This is a genomic window from Reichenbachiella agariperforans (genome assembly GCF_900142205.1).
Lineage (GTDB): Bacteria > Bacteroidota > Bacteroidia > Cytophagales > Cyclobacteriaceae > Reichenbachiella > Reichenbachiella agariperforans.
Genome location: NZ_FRAA01000003.1, coordinates 1 through 20,176, shown reverse-complemented (window position 1 = coordinate 20,176; position 20,176 = coordinate 1). Strand labels below are relative to the sequence as shown.

Sequence of the window (20,176 nt, the reverse complement as noted above, 5' to 3'; positions counted from 1 at the left end):
AACAAGGTTCTGACAATATGGAATATAAGGAGTTGACTCATAATATAATTGGAGCAGCCATGGAAGTGCATAAAACACTGGGCAATGGGTTCCAAGAAGTCATTTATCAAAGGGCCTTGGCAATTGAAATGGCAGAAAAGAATATTGCGTATAGCCGAGAGTATGAAATGAGCATTCAATACAAAGGGCATGACATAGGCACACGTAGAGTCGACTTTTTTGTAGAAGACAAAATCATGGTGGAAATAAAAGCAATTATCAACCTCGAAGATGTGCACCTGGCGCAAGCCATGAATTACGTGGAAGCCTATAATTTAGAAATTGGCTTGCTCATCAATTTTGGAGCAAAGTCATTACAGTTCAAAAGAGTACACAACAACAAAGTCTTGAACCATTATAAAAAAGGATTAAAGGATGGACATGATTTGATCCATCTAAGAAAATCAGGCAATCAAGAAAATCCAAAAAATTAAGGTTCAGACAATTAGCAGCTTATGAGTAAAGAGATGAAATTAATACCTGAATTTCGTTTTCCCGAGTTTGTGAATGACGGAGAATGGTCGGAAATCAAATTAAAGCAATACGCTACTTTTTACAGAGGTTTAACCTATGGGAAAAATGATACTGCAAATAAAGGCTTACTGGTATTGAGGTCAGGTAATATTCAAAATGACACACTTGTTCTAGATAAAGATTTAGTTTTTGTTGAGAAGGAATGTCCTGATGACCTAAAACTACTGAATGGTGACATAGTCATATGTATGTCAAATGGTAGTAAATCCTTAGTAGGTAAGAATGCGGAATATCAAGGTGAGTATGATGGGAAGATAACGGTAGGTGCTTTCTGCTCTATAATGAGGCCGAAAAATAGATTCACTAAGTACCTTTTACAATCTGATGCTTATCAAACATTTATTGCCTTATCAATCGGAGGCGGAAATATAAATAATTTAAAAAATTCTGACTTAGAAGAGTTTGAGTGTATTGTTCCTAAAAATCTCCCAGAACAACAAAAAATCGCCTCCTGCCTTTCTTCTTTAGATGAGCTATTGGCTGCCCACAACGATAAGCTGGGCGCCCTCAAAGACCACAAAAAAGGCTTGATGCAAAACCTTTTCCCACAAGAAGGCGAAACTGTGCCTAAGGTGCGTTTTAAGGAGTTTGAAGGTGATGGGGAGTGGAATTTCACAATATTGGATGGAATAGCAGATATATCTTCCGGAGGTACTCCAAGTCGTTCAAAAATGGAGTATTGGAATGGTAATATCCCGTGGGTTTCAACAACTTTGATTGATTTTAATGAAATAAAAAAATCAAATGAATTCATTACGACATTAGGATTAAAAAAATCATCAACTAAAATTTTTCCAAAGGGTACGATTTTAATGGCAATGTATGGACAGGGGAAAACTCGAGGCAAAGTCGCTGTTCTGGGTTTTGATGCAGCAATTAATCAGGCATGTGCAGCTATAAAATTGAATGCAGGAATGAATGTCAATTTCGTGTTTCAAAATTTAGCTTCCAGATATGATGAAATTCGAACTATTAGTAATCAAGGTGGACAAGATAATTTAAGCGGTGAGCTTGTAAAAAATATTCCTATTTGTTATCCAAGTACTAAAAGCGGTGAACAACAAAAAATCGCTTCCTGCCTTTCAGCGTTGGATGAATTAATCACAGCCCAAGCAGAGAAAATTGAGCAATTGCAGCAGCACAAAAAAGGTTTAATGCAGGGTTTGTTTCCAAAGATTAATGATTAGAAAAATGAAAAAATCGATAACAAGCAAACGATATCAGGTCTAACGCCCCTAAATTGTTATAAACATGACTTTTTCTACGATGATATCGGGGCTATGCCCCTTAACAAAGTTGATATACAGGGGCGTTAGCCCTAAAATCTTCGTAGAAAAATATAACCAATAATAGAAGGGGCGTAGCCCTGACATCAAAAAAATGGCAAACACCTACACACAACTATACATTCAATTCGTTTTCTCGGTTAAAGGGCGAGAAAATCTTATCAAGGAATCGTTTAGAGATGAATTGGAAAAGGTAATGTGTGGCATTGTCACGAACCAAAAATGTAAAACGTATGCCATCTATTGCAATCCCGATCACACCCATATTTTTGTAGGAATGCATCCAACCATTGCACCTTCAAAATTAATGGAGCAAGTTAAATCAGGTTCTTCTAAATGGCTTAATGAGAAAAAATACATTCCCGGTAAATTTTCGTGGCAAGATGGATACGGGGCATTTACCTATTCGAAATCACATATCGATAAGGTGGTAAAATATGTTTTGAACCAACCCGAACACCATAAAAAACAATCGTTTCGAGAAGAGTATTTGTTATTGCTTGAAAAATTTGACGTTGATTTTAACCCAAAATATGTATTTGAATGGTACGATTAGAAAAGATATCAGGGCTAACGCCCCTTATAAATTCCGTGTACACATTCGGCTATGAAGACAACAGGGCTATGCCCCTTTTTTATTTCATTAGAAAATCACTCTTAGTTTGTGAGGGTTCATAAGTCACTTTATATCTGTCGATTGCCTTATTCACTAGAAACTCATCAGCTAATTTTATCAAACACAATATGACACAAAAAGAACAACATAAAAAACTGGGCGATACGCTGTGGGGCATTGCAAACGATTTAAGAGGTGCTATGAATGCGGATGATTTCCGTGATTACATGCTGTCGTTTTTGTTTTTACGCTACCTATCACACAATTACGAAGAATCTGCCAAAAAGGAATTGGGATCTGATTACCCAAAAGTAGCAGAAGATGATGGTCGCACGCCTCTTGGTATTTGGTATGCTTCTAACGAAGAAGATGTACTTGAGTTTGAAAAGCAAATGCGCAGAAAGGTGCATTATGTGATCAAACCAGACCATCTATGGAGCAACATTTCAGAATTGGCTCGTACCCAAAATGGCGAGTTATTGGTCACGTTGGAAGAAGGTTTCCGCTATATCGAAAATGAATCCTTCGACAACTCCTTTCAAGGGCTATTTTCAGAAATTAACTTGAACTCTGAAAAGCTAGGGAAAACACCTGTAGAACGGAACAAAAAGCTTTGCAACATCATACAAAAGATTGCAGAAGGCATTGCAGATTTCTCAACCGATACCGATACACTTGGAGATGCCTATGAATATTTGATTGGTCAGTTTGCAGCAGGTTCGGGAAAAAAAGCAGGCGAGTTTTATACGCCACAACAAATCTCAACCATCCTTTCTGAGATTGTCACCTTAGACAGTCAAGACCCCTCAACCGGCAAGAAAAGCAAGTTGGATAAAGTATTGGATTTTGCCTGCGGCTCAGGTTCCTTATTGCTGAACGTAAGAAAGCGGATCAAAGACAATGGCGGTACAGTAGGTAAAATTTACGGACAAGAGAACAACATCACTACCTACAACTTGGCAAGAATGAACATGCTTTTACATGGCATGAAGGACACGGAATTTGAAATCTATCATGGGGATACCTTAAAAAACCAATGGAACATCTTAAACGAGATGAATCCATCCAAGAAAACAGAATTTGATGCCATTGTAGCCAATCCACCTTTTAGTTTGCGTTGGGAACCCAACGATACAATGGCGGAGGATTTCCGCTTCAAAAGCTATGGTTTAGCACCCAAGTCAGCGGCCGATTTTTCTTTTCTATTACACGGTTTTCATTTCCTAAGTCAAGCAGGTACAATGGCGATCATTTTGCCTCATGGTGTTTTATTCCGTGGAGGAGCAGAAGAACGCATTCGAACCAAACTTTTGAAAGGCAATAACATTGACACAGTTATTGGTTTACCTGCTAATTTATTCTATTCAACAGGAATTCCAGTTTGCATTCTGGTTTTAAAGAAATGTAAAAAAGAAGACGATGTGCTGTTCATCAATGCCAGTGAGCATTTTGAAAAGGATGGACGCTTGAATCGTTTGCGTGAAGGAGAAGATGATGAACCGAATGACATTCAAAGCATTGTCGAGACCTACAAATACAGAAAAGAGGCAGAACGCTATTCGCGTAAAGTCTCGATGGATGAAATAGAAAAGAACAGTTACAACCTGAACATTTCAAGATATGTAAGTACATCAGAGGATGAAATACAGATTGATCTTAAGGAGGTGAATAAGAAACTTACAAACATCAATGAAACTATTGAGGCCAAGACAAAGGAACATAATAAGTTTTTGAAGGAGTTGGGGTTGAAAACGATCTAATCAAAATGACACAACCCGCCCTTCTCAGCCATACACATTGCTAAGTCGCGCAAGGCAAACCCGCAAACCAAAACTTGCCGGTAGCGTATGTCTGCCCATCGCACGGTGGTAAACCGAAACTTTCTGCTACTAAAAGAAAATAGCAAATGACTGAATGTTAGAATAGTACAATGTCACTGACTAGCGTTTGATGCCGAATGGTTATCGTATACATTCAAAGGTATTTTCAAATAGTGCGTTTCAGTCGAATAGAGCAGGGTTTTTTAGGCCACATGTTCATGTAGCTCCGAACACAGGTGATTGAGGCTCGGAACACACGTGTTTGACCGTCCGAACACAGGTCTTTGGCGCTCGAAACACACGTGGTTGAGGGTGGAAAGACAAGTGGTTTTTTTAACTTTGAATAGTACAATTATTAAAACATCTATGATACGCCCATTTATGGTCCATAATACCCATCGAAAAGACCACTCAACCCCTCACTTTTCATAGTGATGATAGCCCAAAAAATGGGATAGTGAGTTTAGTTCAGAAATGGCGATTGAATTTATTGATATGACGCGTAAAAAGTACACCTCAAAATTCCATACCAACATCGGTATAGATTATGTCTGGGCCAACTACGGGACTTCAGGTCTCTTCCTCAGACTCAACGAAAACTTCTAAAACAACCCAAATGAAATTAAGCCTCCACACTTTCTCCAGTCAGCCTTCATTATATGCATAGGACTTCATTCAAAAAAGCATCAATTAATCAATGAACTATCAAACATTTCGACCACATTCAGATTTAGCATCTCTTGTAAGTTGTTATTGGACTTTAGAAGTTCCTGCGGATAACGATTCGGAAAGACAGCGGATTATACCTGATGGTTGTATAGAAATGGCATTTATTCTCGGAGACGATATTAAGCGTTATACATCGAAAGATGAATTTATACTGCAACCGCGTGCAATGGTACTAGGACAAACTATTGAACCATTTTATATCGAACCAACAGGTTACGTAAATACATTTGCAATTAGGTTTTACCCTTATGGGTTTGCAAATTTCGTTACAATGCCAATTAAAGATTTGGCAAATAAAGAAACACCTATAGAATTACTGTTCGGAGCAAACACCGCCAAAGAATTGGAACAAAAAATAATTCAAGCAACGGACATCGAACAACGAATTGAAATTATAGAAAACTTTCTTTTAGAAAAGTTAAGTGACAAAATCACCATTGATAATATCGTAAAACAAACCGTTGAGGCTCTTTTATCATCAAATGGAACTGAATCAATCACCACCATTCTTAAAGAAGATTTATCCAAAAGAAGACAACTCGAAAGAAATTTTAAAAAGCAAATTGGTGTCAGCCCAAAACAATTAGGTAAAGTAATTCGACTTCAAACCGCTTTAAAAATGTTGCTAAACAAAAAAAAGGATAACCTAATCAACATTGCATACGAAAGTGAATATTTCGACCAAGCACATTTTATAAAAGATTTTAAGGAGTTTACAGGTGTCAACCCGAAGGAGTTTTTAGCTAACGAAAATATGGCTCTTTCAACACTCTTCTACAAGTAAAACCACGTGTCGCATTTTTACAATTTTAGACTTTTCAAATAATTCATATTTGTACCGAGAACTTAAAAAAATCAAATATGAAAAAGAGAATACTTTGTAGTGCGGTTATACTTTCCTTTTGCATTATAGCTTGTAAAGGTCAAGGCAAATCCAGTACCGAGAACCAACAAACAGATTCAAAGGAAGCACAAAAAACGAGCGATATGAAAAGTTTTATTTCCATTTTTGAAATTCCAGCTACAGATATTTCAAGAGCAGTCGATTTTTATCAGGCAATTTTAGACCTTAAGATTGAAAAAATGGAATTCCCAGAAATGCAAATGGGAATATTCCCATACGAAGGGCAAATGATAACGGGAGTTATTATGAAAGCAGAAGGTTATAAACCCTCTGCGGATGGAGTGACCATATATCTAAATGGAGGAGATAATCTTCAAATAATTCTTGATAAGGTCGAAGAAAATGACGGAAAAATAATTGTTCCAAAATCACCTCACGCAGATGAAAGCGGATATTACGCAATATTTCTCGATTCGGAAGGGAATAAAATTGGTCTGCATTCCCCAAACTAAACGTGGAAAAAAGAACTCATGTAATATGAGGAGCACTTGTATAACAATGCCAGAGACAGTACTGGATTGATGAGTTACTTGATTTCTGAAAAAATCCGTACGATAACCGTTCCGTGGCATACAGGCCACGGAACGGACAAGGGATAGACTTGTTTAGAGATTACAACCATTGTAATTACCAAGAGACAGGTTACCTGTATCTAAAACGTTATCATTTACTCAGCCCACTAAAGCGATAGATAGGCTCCAGCTGGTCGATACTTGCGTATTTGCAGTTGAGATCTATTATTTTTCCGTCATTGAGCGAATAGACCCATCCATGTATTTCTAGTTCTCGTTTCATCCATGCTTTTTGGACAAACGACGTTTTGGCCAGGTTGTGCACCTGTTCGATGACATTGAGCTCGACCATTTTGTTTTCACGTTCTTCTTCAGTTGAGAGGCTGTCGAGTGTGGACTTGTTGTTTTGGTAGATGTCTTTGAGATAAGCCAGCCATCTACCCACGAGCCCGACATAGGAGTTGCTCATAGCAGCCTTGACCCCACCGCACCCATAGTGTCCACATACAATGACATGTTTGACATGCAAGTATTCGATCGCATACTGCAATACACTCAGCATATTGGTGTCAGAGTGTATGACTTGGTTGGCGATGTTGCGGTGTACGAATATCTCACCTGATTGAGTTTTGGTTATTTCATTAGCCGGAACTCGGCTGTCCGAGCACCCAATCCATAGAAAATTCGGCTCTTGTCCCTTCGCCAACTGTACAAAATAATTAGGATCGAGTGATAGTTTCTCTTGTACCCATTCTTCGTTTCCTTTGATCAGTTTGTCATATGAAGTTTTCATTGTAGTAGTGTTTTGGTGTAGTACGATTTCAGTGCGGAATTTAGGTTTTGCTAAATAGTGGTGGTTCCATATATAGGGACTTCATTGAATGTATACTCATGGTCAATGAATAGTCCGATACACTCCAATTCACCAGATTCAATCCGATCACCTAAGAGAGGACTATCCAAAAACTTTTGGCCTTGAGATTTAAGGAAAAGGCTAGACAGTAGACGGATTTTTTCGCTGATCCTGTTGAGAGGTATTAGCGCTTCGATGTTTTCAAAATACAGGTTGTTGAGAGTGTCTTCGGCGTAGGTGGCTTTGAGTTTTTTCCCAACAATGACATTTTGGAAGAATGAGCAGTGATGGGAGTTTACGATATAAATGCGGTTTATATTTTGGTTAGAGATCAATTGAGACACCTCTTCATATTCATCAAATGATTCGAACTGATATAGACCTCCTAACGCACTAATAAAGACAATGTCATCGCCGTATTTGGCTTGTAATTTATGTTCTAAATGACATTCGGGGCATACTACAAAGAGGGGTTTCGATTTTTTGATTGAACTCATTGTGTCAGGGGCTGTAGTTTTTTGCTTTTAAGTGCAGTCAACGATTGTCTTGTTAGAGTGATATTGGTTAGCTCTTGTAGAGTCGGGTACCGCTATATGGGACTAATGTATTAAATGTATCAATGTGATATATGTCACAAATATAGTAATATATATCACACACTTGCTTGGTACTTTATTTTTATCATTAGTACTTATTTCGTTTGTTTGTTCTTTCTAAGAAACATCTCCTATGAATAGATTATATAGAAAGTTTGATTTTATGAGTAATTTCTTGCTTCAAGAGTTATCAGAACCCGATAAAAGGAAGGTGATGAGTTGCTTTGAACCAATGACGTTCAAAAGAGGAGATAGACTGTTTTATGAAGATGGGATACCAACGGGTATTTTTTATATAACGAAAGGCACGGTCAAGAAGTACAAGAAGGTAGTGGGGGATCAAGAGCAGATATTCTATATATACAAAGAGGGGGATTTATTGGGCTATCATGCATTGCTCTCCGATGAGCGGTACCAAGATTCCTGTGAAGCCCTAGAGTCCATAACGACCGAGTTCATTAGTAAAGACAATTTCATGGAGTTGATGGAAACGATTCCATCCCTTAAAGCGGCTGTCATAAAGAATATGGCGCACGAGTTTGGGGTACTCGCCAATACCATAGCGGTATTAGCGCAGAAAGCGCAAACACCTAGGTTAGCTCTGTTCCTATTGATACTGAACAATAGGTATGATAGTATGGGCATAAAGCTTTCTAGACAGGATCTATCGAACTTGATTGGAGCGACTAGAGAAAGCGTGGGTAGGACTTTGAAGGAGTTTAAGGATGATGGCTTGATCGAAATACGCGATAAGAAAATATTTTTGGTGGACATGGATAAGATCATTTCTAAAGTGGAAATGCCGTTAAGTGTTAATAGAAGATTGATTGACAGCTAGTCACGGGTTCTTCATAACCTGCTGTATATCGGTTATAAAGAGGTCAAGGTGATTATTTCTGGTGAGAAGGTATGTAGTTTATTGTCTCTACTTATGCATGATCTATTACAATACGTTTATATTTACTCTAAACTAACTAACCTTTTCTCCTGTCTAAATGCCCTCGACCGCAACTACTTATAGATTCTCTAGATATGTTTGTTTAGCGTGTGGTTTTTTGTTGAGTTTGACTGTGTTGGTGAGCATTCCGTCTTATGCTCAAATGCAACGATCCCCCAAGGACTCTACTAAGAAAGTGACTTTTGCAGCGATTCCGATGCCCAATTACAACAGGTCTTTTGGTTTTATGCTGGGGGTGATGGGCTCTATGTATTATAAGGTTGCTCCTAAAGATACTATTTCACCTTCTTCATCTACCATGCTCATGGGGATGTATTCCACTAGTAATACCTACATGGCCTTGGTCGTACAGCAGCTCTATTTGAGAGAGGATAGATGGAGGCTGAAATTGATAGGAGGGACAGGGGAGATTTTCTTTCAGTACTTTCAAGGTTTACCCAATTTGCCCCCCTCGATTGGAGAGGTGCATGACGGAGGTGTTTGGGTCGATTTTACCACCAATACCCAGTTTGCAGTTCTAGATGCGAAACGGCGAGTATTGCCTAACCTTTACACAGGAGCGCTGCTCAATGCCCAGTGGGCCAACACCGTATATGATATAGAGAACCCCATTACAGGTGAGCTACCGTCTAAGAGTGCTAGGATGATGAGTTTGGGCTACAGCCTACTTTACGATAGTCGTGACAATGTCAATTATCCAACCAAGGGATATTTTATACAGTTCAAGAACTCTTTTATCAGAGAAGGGTTGGGAGCGAGCAGTGACTACAACCAATACGAATTGGCTATCAATAATTTTTGGGACATCAAGAAGAATAGCAACACCATATTGGTATCCCGTATCTATGCCAACATAGCTGATGGAGATGTGCCTTTCCAAGGGGAGAATTTTATCGGGAGAGATGACCTGAGAGGATATTCGCAGGGAAAGTTTCGAGGGGCTCAAGTGTATGCGATTCAAGCAGAACTTCGTCAGCATATTTACAAACGTTTTGCCATGATTGGTTTTCTAGGTGTAGGAACAGCAGTCGATCAGATGAGTGAGGTATCGGATGGGCCATTGCTCCCTAGTGTAGGAGCAGGAGTGAGGTATAGAATGATCCCTTCAGAAAAAATTAACATCGGGCTCGATGTAGGAGTCGGGCGAGATGATTGGAGTTTAGCTTTTAGAATAGGAGAAACATTTGGAAGGTAAAAAGAAGCCAATAAAGTGAATCAGAAAAAGTTTGGTATTGTTCTCCATTTGAGAAATCATATATGCAATGTGTCAACATGTTATGATATGGATTTAGATTTCTTTTTTGGTTCGAAATGAAAATACAAGGCTTTAAGAATGAGAAAGTTTTGGTAAATTTAATTTAGCAGGTGAGAGATATCAATTAGAAGACTATTGTAACATGTATTATTCGAATAACATTTAATCAATTTAACTATGAAAAAAAGGACTGTATTTTTTAATACTGCATTTTCTTTAGTGCTCATGTTGCCTATGTTGGCAATGGCACAAAAGAAGAAACCGAATATCCTTGTGATATGGGGAGACGATATAGGTCAATCAAATATTAGTGCCTATACGATGGGTGTAGTAGGTTATACCACACCTAATATAGATCGAATTGCCAAAGAAGGAATGATTTTTACAGACTACTATGCAGAACAGTCATGTACTGCGGGGCGTTCTTCATTTATTCTTGGCCAAAGCGTATTCCGAACAGGGTTGAGTAAAGTGGGAATGCCTGGAGCCAAAGAAGGGATTTCTGAGAAAGACCCTACAATTGCAGAATTACTTAAGCCTGCTGGATATGTGACTGGTCAGTTTGGTAAAAATCACCTAGGAGATAGAGACGAACACTTGCCAACTAACCATGGTTTTGATGAGTTCTATGGTAACCTGTATCATCTCAATGCTGAAGAAGAACCCGAATTGCCAGATTATCCAGATCCTAAGGAGTACCCTGATTTCAGGAAGAATTTTGGGCCTAGAGGGGTTATCCATTCAACTGCAGATGGAGATATCAAAGACACAGGACCTTTGACCAAAAAAAGAATGGAGACCATCGATGATGAGTCTTCTGAGGCAGCCATCAAATTTATCAGAGATGCAGTCAAGGCTGACAAACCCTTCTTTGTATGGTGGAATGGCACCAGAATGCACTTCAGAACACACGTAAAGGATGAACTAAGAGGGATTTCTGGACAGAACGAATACGGTGATGGTATGGTAGAGCATGACATGCACGTGGGTAAATTCTTAGACTTACTCGATGAACTTAAGATAACTGACAACACGATCGTGATGTACTCGACAGATAATGGACCCCATAAAAACACTTGGCCAGATGCTGGGCTCAACCCATTTAGAGGGGAGAAAAATACCAACTGGGAAGGCGGTTGGAGAGTGCCTGCTATGGTCAGATGGCCTGGAACAGTCAAGCCTGGATCTATATGTAATGAAATCATGTCAGGAATGGATTGGATGCCCACTTTCTTAGAAGCAGCTGGTCAAAAGGATGTTCCTAAAAAATTACTTAAGGGGTATTCAGCTAATGGAAGAAATTTCAAAGTGCACCTAGATGGCTATAGTTTTGTTCCTTATTTTAAGGAAAGTGTAGATAAAGGGCCGAGAAAGGAACTATTCTATTTCTCCGATGATGGTGATTTGACAGCATTAAGATATGAAGATTGGAAATTGATCTTTATGGAGCAACGTTCCCCAGGGACTTTGCAAGTTTGGGCAGAGCCATTTATTCCTCTAAGATTACCTATGATTTATAATTTAAGACGAGATCCTTACGAGTTTGCTACGATAACGTCTAACACTTATTATGATTGGTTATTGGATCATGCATTCTTGTTAGTGCCAGCGCAAAAGGTAGTAGGAGACTTCCTGATGACTTTCAAAGACTACCCACCAAGGATGAAAGCAGCAAGCTTTAGTTTAGACAAGGTGATGGAGAAGTTGAATACTCCTGCGAATAACTAAAGACTGTAAGATTAACCTTATTTATTTCAGCCCGAAACATAGTGTTTCGGGCTGAAATATTATCGATCCCATCCTATGAAAATATTCCGATCAAGCTTAATTCTTGTTCTTATCTTGGCAATTTTTGCTTCGTGCCAAGAACAAAAAAAAACTACCGCTTCGCCAGAAGAAAGGGTAGTCAGTGATCCGCTTCCTTCTTGGAATGACGGGATTAACAAAGACGCGATTTTAACATTCGTAAAAGCAGTGACTGACAGTACCAGTACAGATTTTGTATCTGTGGAGGATAGAATAGCAGTCTTTGACAATGATGGTACGCTGTGGAGCGAGCAGCCTGCTTACTTTCAGCTCTTTTTTGCGATTGATCGCATCAAAGCAATGGCATCCGACCATCCTGAATGGAAAAAACAACAACCCTATCAAGCTATTTTAGAAGGAGATATGAAAGCCCTTATGGCCTCTGGAGAAAAAGGACTCTTGGAACTCGTACTGGCGACACACACGGGCATGACTACAGACGAATTTGAGACGATTGTTTCTGATTGGGTAGCGACAGCCAAGCATCCCAGGTTCGACAAACCTTATAAAGAACTTGTGTTTCAGCCCATGTTAGAGCTTTTAGCTTATCTAAGAGCCAATGATTTTAAGACCTTTATAGTGTCTGGGGGAGGTATTGAATTTATGCGTCCTTGGGCAGAGGTAGTCTATGGTATTCCTAAAGATCAAATTGTAGGAAGTACCATCAAAACAAAATTCGAGATCAAAGAGGGTAAGGCACAAATCATACGATTACCCGAGCTTGATTTCATCGATGATAAAGCGGGTAAGCCTGTAGCAATTAATCGTTTTATCGGGAGAAAACCAATTTTCGCTGCTGGCAACTCGGATGGAGATTTACAAATGCTTCAGTGGACAGATTCTCGTGGAGGTAAAACCATGAAATTATACATACACCATACTGATTCGGTACGCGAATGGGCCTATGATAGATCATCACACATCGGTCAGTTCGACAAGGGGTTAGATGAGGCACTTGACAAGGGGTGGACTATAGCCAGCATGAAAGAGGACTGGAAAGTGATTTACCCGTTCGAGATGAAGTAATTGTTGTTATCCTCTATAGAAAATCGGAGGGGAAAATATATAAACTATGACTGCATTAGAATCAATACAAGAACTGGAGAAGCGAATGTCAACCTCTATCATTGGTCAAGATCAATTGATTGAGCGTATCATTCTAGTACTACTTGCTGATGGTAATATGCTGTTAGAGGGATTGCCAGGACTGGCAAAGACTCGTGCAATTAAAACGCTTGCTAAGGAATTAGATTGTGGATTGAGCAGGATACAATTCACCCCTGACTTACTCCCTTCAGATGTGACAGGGACAGAGATTTATCAGCCAGATGCAGCGGAGAAATTCATCTTTCAAGAAGGACCTATATTTAGTAATTTGATTCTAGCAGATGAAATCAATCGCTCACCTGCCAAGGTGCAATCGGCGCTGCTAGAGGCCATGGAAGAACGTCAAGTCTCAGTGGCGGGAAAGACCTACCCCATGGAACCATTATTCATGGTGATGGCAACTCAAAATCCAGTGGAGCAGGAAGGAACATATCCTTTGCCTGAGGCACAGATGGATCGTTTTCTGATGCACGTGGTGATTAGCTACCCAGACGATGATGCCGAATTGGCCATTATGCGACTCAACCGATCAGAGCATGTCAAAAGCAGTGAGACTGAAAAGGTTCGTTTATCCCCGGAGGTGATTTTTGCTGCGCGAAAGGAAATCGCTGAAGTGAAGATTTCTGAAAGCATGGAGAAGTATATTGTGGATTTGATTTCCGCGACACGCTTTCCCGAAAAGTATAATGAGACGCTGAGGTCATGGATTGATTATGGTGCTAGTCCTCGCGGTACGATAGGACTGGATAGATCTGCTCGTGCACATGCTTGGATGCATGGACGAACCGCGGTGACGCCAGATGATATCCGTGCAGTGGTACATGACTGCCTACGCCACCGTCTGATCCTCAGCTATGAAGCCAATGCTGATGGTATCACCGCTGATCAAGTCCTAGATGAGATTTTGAAACAAGTCGCTGTGGTGGGGTGATGTATATTGACTACATATATGTTTGTCATTCCGACGATAGGAGGAATCAAAGCGACAACTGCATGTATGCTTTCACATATTAGACCTCTCCTTTCGATCAGATCAGTTTCTACAAATGACTAAACAAAACCCACATATCGACTACCCCCAAAACGTATTCATCTCGTTGCGAGAGTTGTTGACGATGGAGCGGTTTGCTCAGGTGATGAGCTTGCTGTCTAACAGGCAAAAGGTGAAAAGTGTGTTAGGAGGTAAGCATGCTTCTAAACTTCGTGGGCGTGGGTTAGATTTTGAGGAGGTTAGAAACTATGTTAAAGGAGATGACATTCGAAATATCGATTGGAAAGTAACGGCCAGAACCAAGGTCACACACACAAGAGTTTTTAGCGAGGAAAAAGAAAAACCAGCCCTTATCGTGGTGGATCAGTCTAAGTCTATGTTTTTTGGTTCACAAAAGCGTACCAAGTCTGTCGTAGCTGCTGAGTTGGCCGCTGTTTCAGCCTTTCGGGTACTGAAGCAAGGTGATCGTGTGGGAGGTGTCGTTATCGCCGACGATGGAGTAGATATCATCCAGCCCAAGCGTGACCGGAGAAATATCTTGCGCTTTCTGGAGAAAATCGTGATGAGGAATCAAGGGCTCAAGGATTCTGTGGTGGAGTCTAGAGAAGACATACTCAAAGATGCCATGGTAAAGATTCGAAACATTGTCACACATGATTATCTAGTGGTGGTGATTAGTGATTTTAATCACTATGATGCTGGTGTGGTTCGTTTTATTTCCCAGATTGCCCAGCACAACGATGTGATTTTAGCTAAAGTCACTGATCCTATGGAGCGTAAAATTCCAGTGGCAAAGTTTGTCGCGGGAGATCGCAAAACACAGGTAACTGTAGATGGTAGGCGCAAGGCTTTGCGTGATCATTTTGAGACGGGGTTTGAGGAGGATTACCAACAGTTTCAGTCCCAAATGAAAAAGCACAGAATTCCAGTTTTTTCGATCAATACGGTAGACAGTATAGAGGAGCAATTGAAAGACGTTTTTGCAGGTAGGAAGAAATGATATTACAAAATCAAGATATCGCAGATAGTGTTCAAACAGCCAATGATGTGCGAGATGTTGCCCTGCAAGGATTGTACGAGCCACCGCCAATACCATTTGCTTTTGAGACTGTAGGTTGGAGTATTTTGGCAGTGCTTATAGTGATGATGTTACTGATTTTGATCTTTTTTCAAATCCGTAAGTATGTGCGGAATCGCTATCGTCGAGAGGCTATACAGGAAATGGAGGCACTGCAAGAAGCTCCTTTGTTGTCAAGCTTTTTGATTATCAAACGAGTAGCCATACAGGTGTTTGGTCGTGAGGAAGTGGCAACACTACATGGTCGTGAATGGTTGGAGTTTTTAGAAAAGAGTGCCAAAGGAGTAGAGTTACTTCGCTACGAAGAGGGGATTTATGACGTGCTATATGCGGATCAATCTATGACAGACGCTACACAACAAGATATTATGTCCAACGTGAAAAAATGGATACGGACTCATGCCAGATAATTTCCATATCGCATTTCCGTGGGCACTGACTGCACTTCCTTTGCCGCTGTTGGTGTACTGGATACTGCCATCGCTTCATATGCGCAGTGCCGCGTTATTGTTGCCTACTTATCACAAAGCAGTAGAATATACAGGGCAAAAGCCACGGAAGTCTGCTTTTGTTAAGCGGAGAGGTTTTTTTAGTTGGCTGATCTTGATGATGATTTGGTGTCTGTTGGTTGCAGCGATGGTCAATCCTCAGTTGGTCGGTCAGCCAGAGATGAAAATCAAAACTTCGCGTAGTTTCCTCATTGTTGCAGATATTTCTTTTAGTATGGCTAAGGATGACTGGAAGATAGAGGGGAAGAAAGCTCGTCGATGGGATGCCGTGAAGGACGTGATGCATGATTTTATAAAGAAGAGAAAAGGAGACCGTATGGGTTTGGTTTTTTTTGGGACGAATGCTTATATACAGGCACCCTTTACACCAGATTTGGAGACGGTAGATCAAATGCTAGAGGAAGCCGATGTAGGGATGGCAGGGCAGATGACGCATGTCGGTAAGGCGATCAATAAAGGACTCGAGATGTTCGAGAATGATACGATCAAAAGTAAAGTAATGCTTTTGCTGACAGATGGTATAGATGCAGGAGATGGTGTATTACCATTGGATGCTGCGGATATGGCACGCAAGGATTCGGTGATGATTTACACACTGGGGATTGGCACGCCGGGTCATGGAGGTTCGGATCTAGACGAGCGGACGCTTCAGCAAATTGCAGAGATGACAGGGGGGCATTATTTCCTTGCTAAGGACGAAGAACGACTCAAAGAAATATACACAGAGCTGGATAAGTTAGAACCTATGGAGTACGAAGAGGCGCAAAACAAACCGATCACTAGGCTTTACCCTTATCCGCTAGGAATAGCACTGGTGATAGTTTTGTTATCGACTTTGATAGCTGTATTGGTGAGTGCGATTAAAGTATTTAGAGACCGAAAGGAGACTTATGTTTGACGGATTATTTCCTATCGATTGGGAAGCATTTCACTTCCTCAGACCCATCTTTTTGTGGTTACTAGTGCCTGTAGGGGTGATACTACTTATCGGACTGATTAGCTTTGCGCAGGAGGTTCGGTGGAAAACCGTCATCGCTCCACATCTGAGGCCTTATGTGATCCAAAAAGGGAATCAAAGAACGAAAGTTTGGATGAGTTTGGCTTTGCTATTGATGCTTAGCCTGGGCGTAGTGGCATTGGCAGGGCCTGCTTGGAAGAAAATTAAACTACCTGGGCGCATATTAGAGACGCCTATGGTGATTCTACTCGATTTGTCACAGAGTATGATGGGTGATGATCTACAACCAAACCGCCTCGAAAGAGCTAAGTTTAAGATCCAGGATTTGCTCACCAAGAACCCAAGAGCACGTGTGGCTTTGGTGGGGTTCGCAGGTACTGCACACACGATTGTGCCCTTGTCATGGGATTATAAAATCATCAACAGTCACGTCAAAGGACTCAAGCCGTCCGTGATGCCGTTTTTAGGCTCTGATATAGGTGCTGCTTTGGCATTGGCTGATACGATCATGTCAGTGACGGATGCGCCAGGAACAGTGGTGATTTTGTCGGATGACTTTGAAGAGGCTCAGTTTAGTCTCTTCAAGGATTTTACAGAAAGGACAAATAACAAAGTAGAAATTCTAGTGATGAATACGCTAGGAGGGAGTACGATTCCTAATCGATGGGGACGAGGAACGATGAAAGACAAGGAAGGGCATCCAGCTTTTTCATCACTCAATCAACCCGCTCTGAATATGCTCGGCTCTCTGGAAGGGGTAACGGTCAATGCCCTGACGCTCGATGACAGTGACGTGGAGGTGATCAGTAAAAAGATCGCTGCACACCTGAAGTTTACCGAGCAGCCCAAGGAGAAAAAAGATGACTGGAGAGATGCAGGTCTGTTGTTAATATTTCCGATGGCACTGTTGTCTTTGCTTTGGTTTCGAAAAGGCTGGGTGATCTATGCGGTATTATTGCTTTGTTTCTCCTCCTGTGGAGAGGTGGAGTCTTTCGAGGATTTGTGGTTTTCGAAAGACTATCAAGGGCAGAAGCTCAGTGATGAACAGGCCTATGAATTAGCAGGTGATCGATATACTGAACCCATGCACAAAGGAGTTGCTTTCTATAAAGCGGGTGATTTTGATCAAGCAGTCAAGGCGTTTAATCAAGATACAACTGCCAATGGTGCATACAATTTGGGCTTGGCTTATTTCCAAAATGGAGACACCATAGCGGCATTGATGGCTTTTAATAAAGCAGTGGAGTTAGATCCAGATTTAGCGTCTGCTCGAAATAATAAGCAGCTAATTAGCCACTTGGTAGGCGTAGATCACATGAGCGTAGGCACTGCTACTGAAGAGGTCAATAAACCCAATGCTAAAAACGAGCGCAACAAAAGTATGGAAGACCTGAGTGGAGGTGGTCAGGAAGCAACCAAAAAAGACATGGAGAAAAAGCGTCTAGAAGAAAATGTAGCCAGTGATGTTCACAAAGGCAAAGAACTAGATGCGCTACCTAAGGATATTGAAATGCAGAAGCCGAATAAGACGAAGATCGTTATGCAAAAAGTGGATGACGACCCATCCATGTTTCTCCAGAGAAAGTTTGAGTATCAAGTAAAAAAAGATAAACTAAAACCGAAGGGAAATGAGACCAAGTGGTAAAGGCAATATCGTAGGGGTGTTGTTGCTGTGCATGATCAGCACCACAGGGCTACATGCGCAAAAACTATGGAGTCAGGTGCAGCTCAACCGCTCGTCGGTGTATGTAGGAGAGCCTGTGGAAGTGAGTATTACAGTTTACACTTCCACGTGGTTTACTGATGGGTTAGATCTCGGTAATATCCAAGTAGATGGTGCTTACACAGTTTATTTCAGACCTGTGAGTGTTTCGATGTATGATGCAGGGACGACCTATCCGGGTATTCAGCTGATCTATCATGTCTTTCCCTATGAGGAACAGGATATTGTATTTCCTTCTTTGACGCTGGAGGTAGAAACACCTAAGGAGGGTGATTATATAGGGGTGAGACGGAGACTAAAAACAAAAGAAAGAATTATTAAAGTGCGACCGGTTCCTCCAGGGTTTGATAAGGCGGACTGGATGGTGGCTACAGGGATGTATGTGTCTGATCATTGGTCAGGGAAGTTAAATGAGGTGAAGGTCGGGGAGGTGTTCGAACGTAAAATCACTCGAACTGTATATGGAACGGTGGCAGAGTTGATTCCGCCTGTAGGCTGGGATAGTACGGCTAAGGTCAGTATGTACCCTGATCGTACGGTGACGCACAATAATAGAGGAAAGACGAGTATTAGCTCGTCCCGAACAGAGCGTATGCGATACCTGTTCGAGAAGGAGGGGACGGTCACCATACCTGAGATGGTCTATACTTATTTTAATCCCTATAAGAAACGGTTGTTCAAGCGGACACTCAAAGCAGTAACGATCGAGGTACAGCCTAACCCTGATCTGGGTGTGCTCAAAAGTGTGCGAGACAGCTTGCTGGTTCAGCAGCAGAAAGAAGTAGCCGCTGAGGAAGAAGAACAGCCTTGGATGATTTTGGGCATGACACCAGAGCAATTTGCAGTTGTAGTACTGTTTTTAGGAGTGATAGCTTACTTTTTTATCAAGCTCCTAGTGAAAATCTATAGGTCTTTGAAACACAAGCGAGCGATTTATCTTCAGTCAGAAGCATATTATTTTGATCAGGTGAAAAAAAGCATCAGGAGAGGTAGTCGTCAAAGCGTGATGCAGGCGCTTTATCGCTGGATAGATGAGTTGGAGTTAAGAGAGCCTAGCGTTGGTGCTTTTGTAAAGCAGTATGGAACGCTTTCCTTACATAAAGAATGGGAGACTTGGCAGAATGAAAAGACGCCAAAAAGTAGGTTGACATTCAAGTTGTGGCAAGAAGCGCGCGACCGCAGAAATAAGTCATATCAAGTCGAGAAACCAACTGCTATTTCTATCAATCCATAGTTTAGGAGAATACTAGAAGGAGTTGTTTTTAGGAGAAACAAAGTAAAAAAGGCAGACCCCAATGGAGTCTGCCTTTTTTACTTTGTTGTTGTGTTATTTATTGTTTGATCAATCGACGAACCAGTCGATCATTAGAAGTTTGGATTTCGATGATGTAGACTCCTTGTGGTAATTCACTTATATCATATTTGTTTTGTGATGTAGTGAAATACTTCAAAATATGACCGCTAACATCTAGAACTGTCAACTCTCTAATGTTTTTCTCAGATATGCTAAAGCTAGTAGTTACGGGGTTAGGGTAAACCACTAACTCTATCGTCTCATCTGTCACTGCCAAAGTATTACATTCAGTAACCACGACTTCTTGTGTCTGAGTATGACTGTTACCTGATTCATCAGTAAATGTCCAAGTCACAGTTGTAGAAGCCGTGATCGGGAAAGTCACATCGGTGGTTGCGTTGATAGCACCTGAGCAATTGTCAGTAGCTGTAGGCACCGTCAAGTCAGCTGCAGTTATTGAGCACTCCCCATTGACAGTAGTCAAAGTGGTCGCATCAGCTACAGGAGCAGTGGTGTCAGAGATGACTACTTCTTGCGTTTGAGTCGTCAGGTTACCAGAGTCGTCAGAAAATGTCCAAGTCACAGTCGTAGAAGCCGTGATCGGGAAA

The 20,176-nt window shown here is 41.0% G+C and carries 19 protein-coding genes; 16 read left to right on the top strand and 3 right to left on the bottom strand.

Going from position 1 to position 20,176, the window contains the following annotated elements; all coding sequences use genetic code 11:
- The first annotated feature begins 17 nt into the window (after positions 1-17).
- The 6 genes from BUB99_RS09435 (at position 18) to BUB99_RS09410 (ending at position 6,380) form a co-directional block, all read left to right on the top strand.
- Complete coding sequence (locus BUB99_RS09435; protein WP_073121877.1) at positions 18-473, top strand: GxxExxY protein; 456 nt, start codon at positions 18-20, stop codon at positions 471-473.
- Positions 474-494: 21 nt separating this feature from the next.
- Positions 495-1,760, top strand: a complete 1,266-nt coding sequence (locus tag BUB99_RS09430) for a restriction endonuclease subunit S (RefSeq protein WP_073121875.1) — start codon at positions 495-497, stop codon at positions 1,758-1,760.
- A 193-nt stretch (positions 1,761-1,953) separates the two neighbouring features.
- The gene (tnpA, locus tag BUB99_RS09425) at positions 1,954-2,415 is read left to right on the top strand and encodes an IS200/IS605 family transposase (RefSeq protein WP_073121873.1); all 462 of its coding nucleotides are present in this window, start codon (positions 1,954-1,956) and stop codon (positions 2,413-2,415) included.
- Positions 2,416-2,603: 188 nt separating this feature from the next.
- Positions 2,604-4,235 carry a type I restriction-modification system subunit M gene (locus BUB99_RS09420; RefSeq protein WP_073121871.1) on the top strand — a complete coding sequence of 544 codons (1,632 nt, stop codon included), beginning with the start codon at positions 2,604-2,606 and terminating at the stop codon, positions 4,233-4,235.
- Positions 4,236-4,992: 757 nt separating this feature from the next.
- Positions 4,993-5,808 carry an AraC family transcriptional regulator gene (locus BUB99_RS09415; RefSeq protein ID WP_073121867.1) on the top strand — a complete coding sequence of 272 codons (816 nt, stop codon included), beginning with the start codon at positions 4,993-4,995 and terminating at the stop codon, positions 5,806-5,808.
- Positions 5,809-5,885: 77 nt separating this feature from the next.
- A complete protein-coding gene (locus BUB99_RS09410; protein WP_073121865.1) occupies positions 5,886-6,380 on the top strand; it encodes a VOC family protein in 495 nt (164 codons plus the stop codon).
- 211 nt (positions 6,381-6,591) lie between these two features.
- Here the strand turns inward: BUB99_RS09410 and BUB99_RS09405 are convergent, their stop codons facing one another.
- Positions 6,592-7,233, bottom strand: coding sequence for a carbonic anhydrase (locus tag BUB99_RS09405; RefSeq protein ID WP_073121861.1), 642 nt, complete (start codon positions 7,231-7,233; stop codon positions 6,592-6,594).
- A 50-nt stretch (positions 7,234-7,283) separates the two neighbouring features.
- A complete protein-coding gene (locus BUB99_RS09400; protein ID WP_073121858.1) occupies positions 7,284-7,790 on the bottom strand; it encodes a hypothetical protein in 507 nt (168 codons plus the stop codon).
- A 232-nt stretch (positions 7,791-8,022) separates the two neighbouring features.
- On the opposite strand from BUB99_RS09400, the gene BUB99_RS09395 reads away from it, so the two are divergent.
- From BUB99_RS09395 to BUB99_RS09350, 10 genes are all read left to right on the top strand, one after another.
- A complete protein-coding gene (locus BUB99_RS09395; RefSeq protein WP_073121856.1) occupies positions 8,023-8,727 on the top strand; it encodes a Crp/Fnr family transcriptional regulator in 705 nt (234 codons plus the stop codon).
- Between the two features lie 262 nt (positions 8,728-8,989).
- Positions 8,990-10,042, top strand: coding sequence for a BamA/TamA family outer membrane protein (locus tag BUB99_RS09390; RefSeq protein WP_073121853.1), 1,053 nt, complete (start codon positions 8,990-8,992; stop codon positions 10,040-10,042).
- Positions 10,043-10,279: 237 nt separating this feature from the next.
- The gene (locus BUB99_RS09385; protein ID WP_084190473.1) at positions 10,280-11,830 is read left to right on the top strand and encodes an arylsulfatase; all 1,551 of its coding nucleotides are present in this window, start codon (positions 10,280-10,282) and stop codon (positions 11,828-11,830) included.
- A 75-nt stretch (positions 11,831-11,905) separates the two neighbouring features.
- A complete protein-coding gene (locus BUB99_RS09380; RefSeq protein WP_073121849.1) occupies positions 11,906-12,934 on the top strand; it encodes an HAD family hydrolase in 1,029 nt (342 codons plus the stop codon).
- 46 nt (positions 12,935-12,980) lie between these two features.
- On the top strand, positions 12,981-13,946 hold the full coding sequence (locus tag BUB99_RS09375) for an AAA family ATPase (protein ID WP_073121848.1): 966 nt from the start codon (positions 12,981-12,983) through the stop codon (positions 13,944-13,946).
- Between the two features lie 115 nt (positions 13,947-14,061).
- On the top strand, positions 14,062-15,006 hold the full coding sequence (locus BUB99_RS09370; protein WP_073121846.1) for a DUF58 domain-containing protein: 945 nt from the start codon (positions 14,062-14,064) through the stop codon (positions 15,004-15,006).
- On the top strand, positions 15,003-15,494 hold the full coding sequence (locus BUB99_RS09365; protein WP_073121844.1) for a DUF4381 domain-containing protein: 492 nt from the start codon (positions 15,003-15,005) through the stop codon (positions 15,492-15,494). The genes BUB99_RS09370 and BUB99_RS09365 overlap by 4 nt, the downstream gene beginning before the upstream one ends.
- The gene (locus tag BUB99_RS09360; protein ID WP_073121842.1) at positions 15,484-16,491 is read left to right on the top strand and encodes a VWA domain-containing protein; all 1,008 of its coding nucleotides are present in this window, start codon (positions 15,484-15,486) and stop codon (positions 16,489-16,491) included. Before BUB99_RS09365 ends, BUB99_RS09360 begins: the two co-directional genes overlap by 11 nt.
- Positions 16,484-18,196: a VWA domain-containing protein gene (locus BUB99_RS09355; protein WP_073121840.1), complete on the top strand. Its 1,713-nt coding sequence runs from the start codon at positions 16,484-16,486 to the stop codon at positions 18,194-18,196. The genes BUB99_RS09360 and BUB99_RS09355 overlap by 8 nt, the downstream gene beginning before the upstream one ends.
- On the top strand, positions 18,180-19,508 hold the full coding sequence (locus tag BUB99_RS09350) for a BatD family protein (protein ID WP_073121838.1): 1,329 nt from the start codon (positions 18,180-18,182) through the stop codon (positions 19,506-19,508). Before BUB99_RS09355 ends, BUB99_RS09350 begins: the two co-directional genes overlap by 17 nt.
- A gap of 97 nt (positions 19,509-19,605) precedes the next feature.
- On the opposite strand, the gene BUB99_RS09345 is transcribed toward BUB99_RS09350, so the two are convergent.
- Positions 19,606-20,176, bottom strand: a 571-nt coding sequence (locus tag BUB99_RS09345) for a T9SS type A sorting domain-containing protein (protein ID WP_139280961.1), incomplete at its 5' end; no start/stop codon positions are given.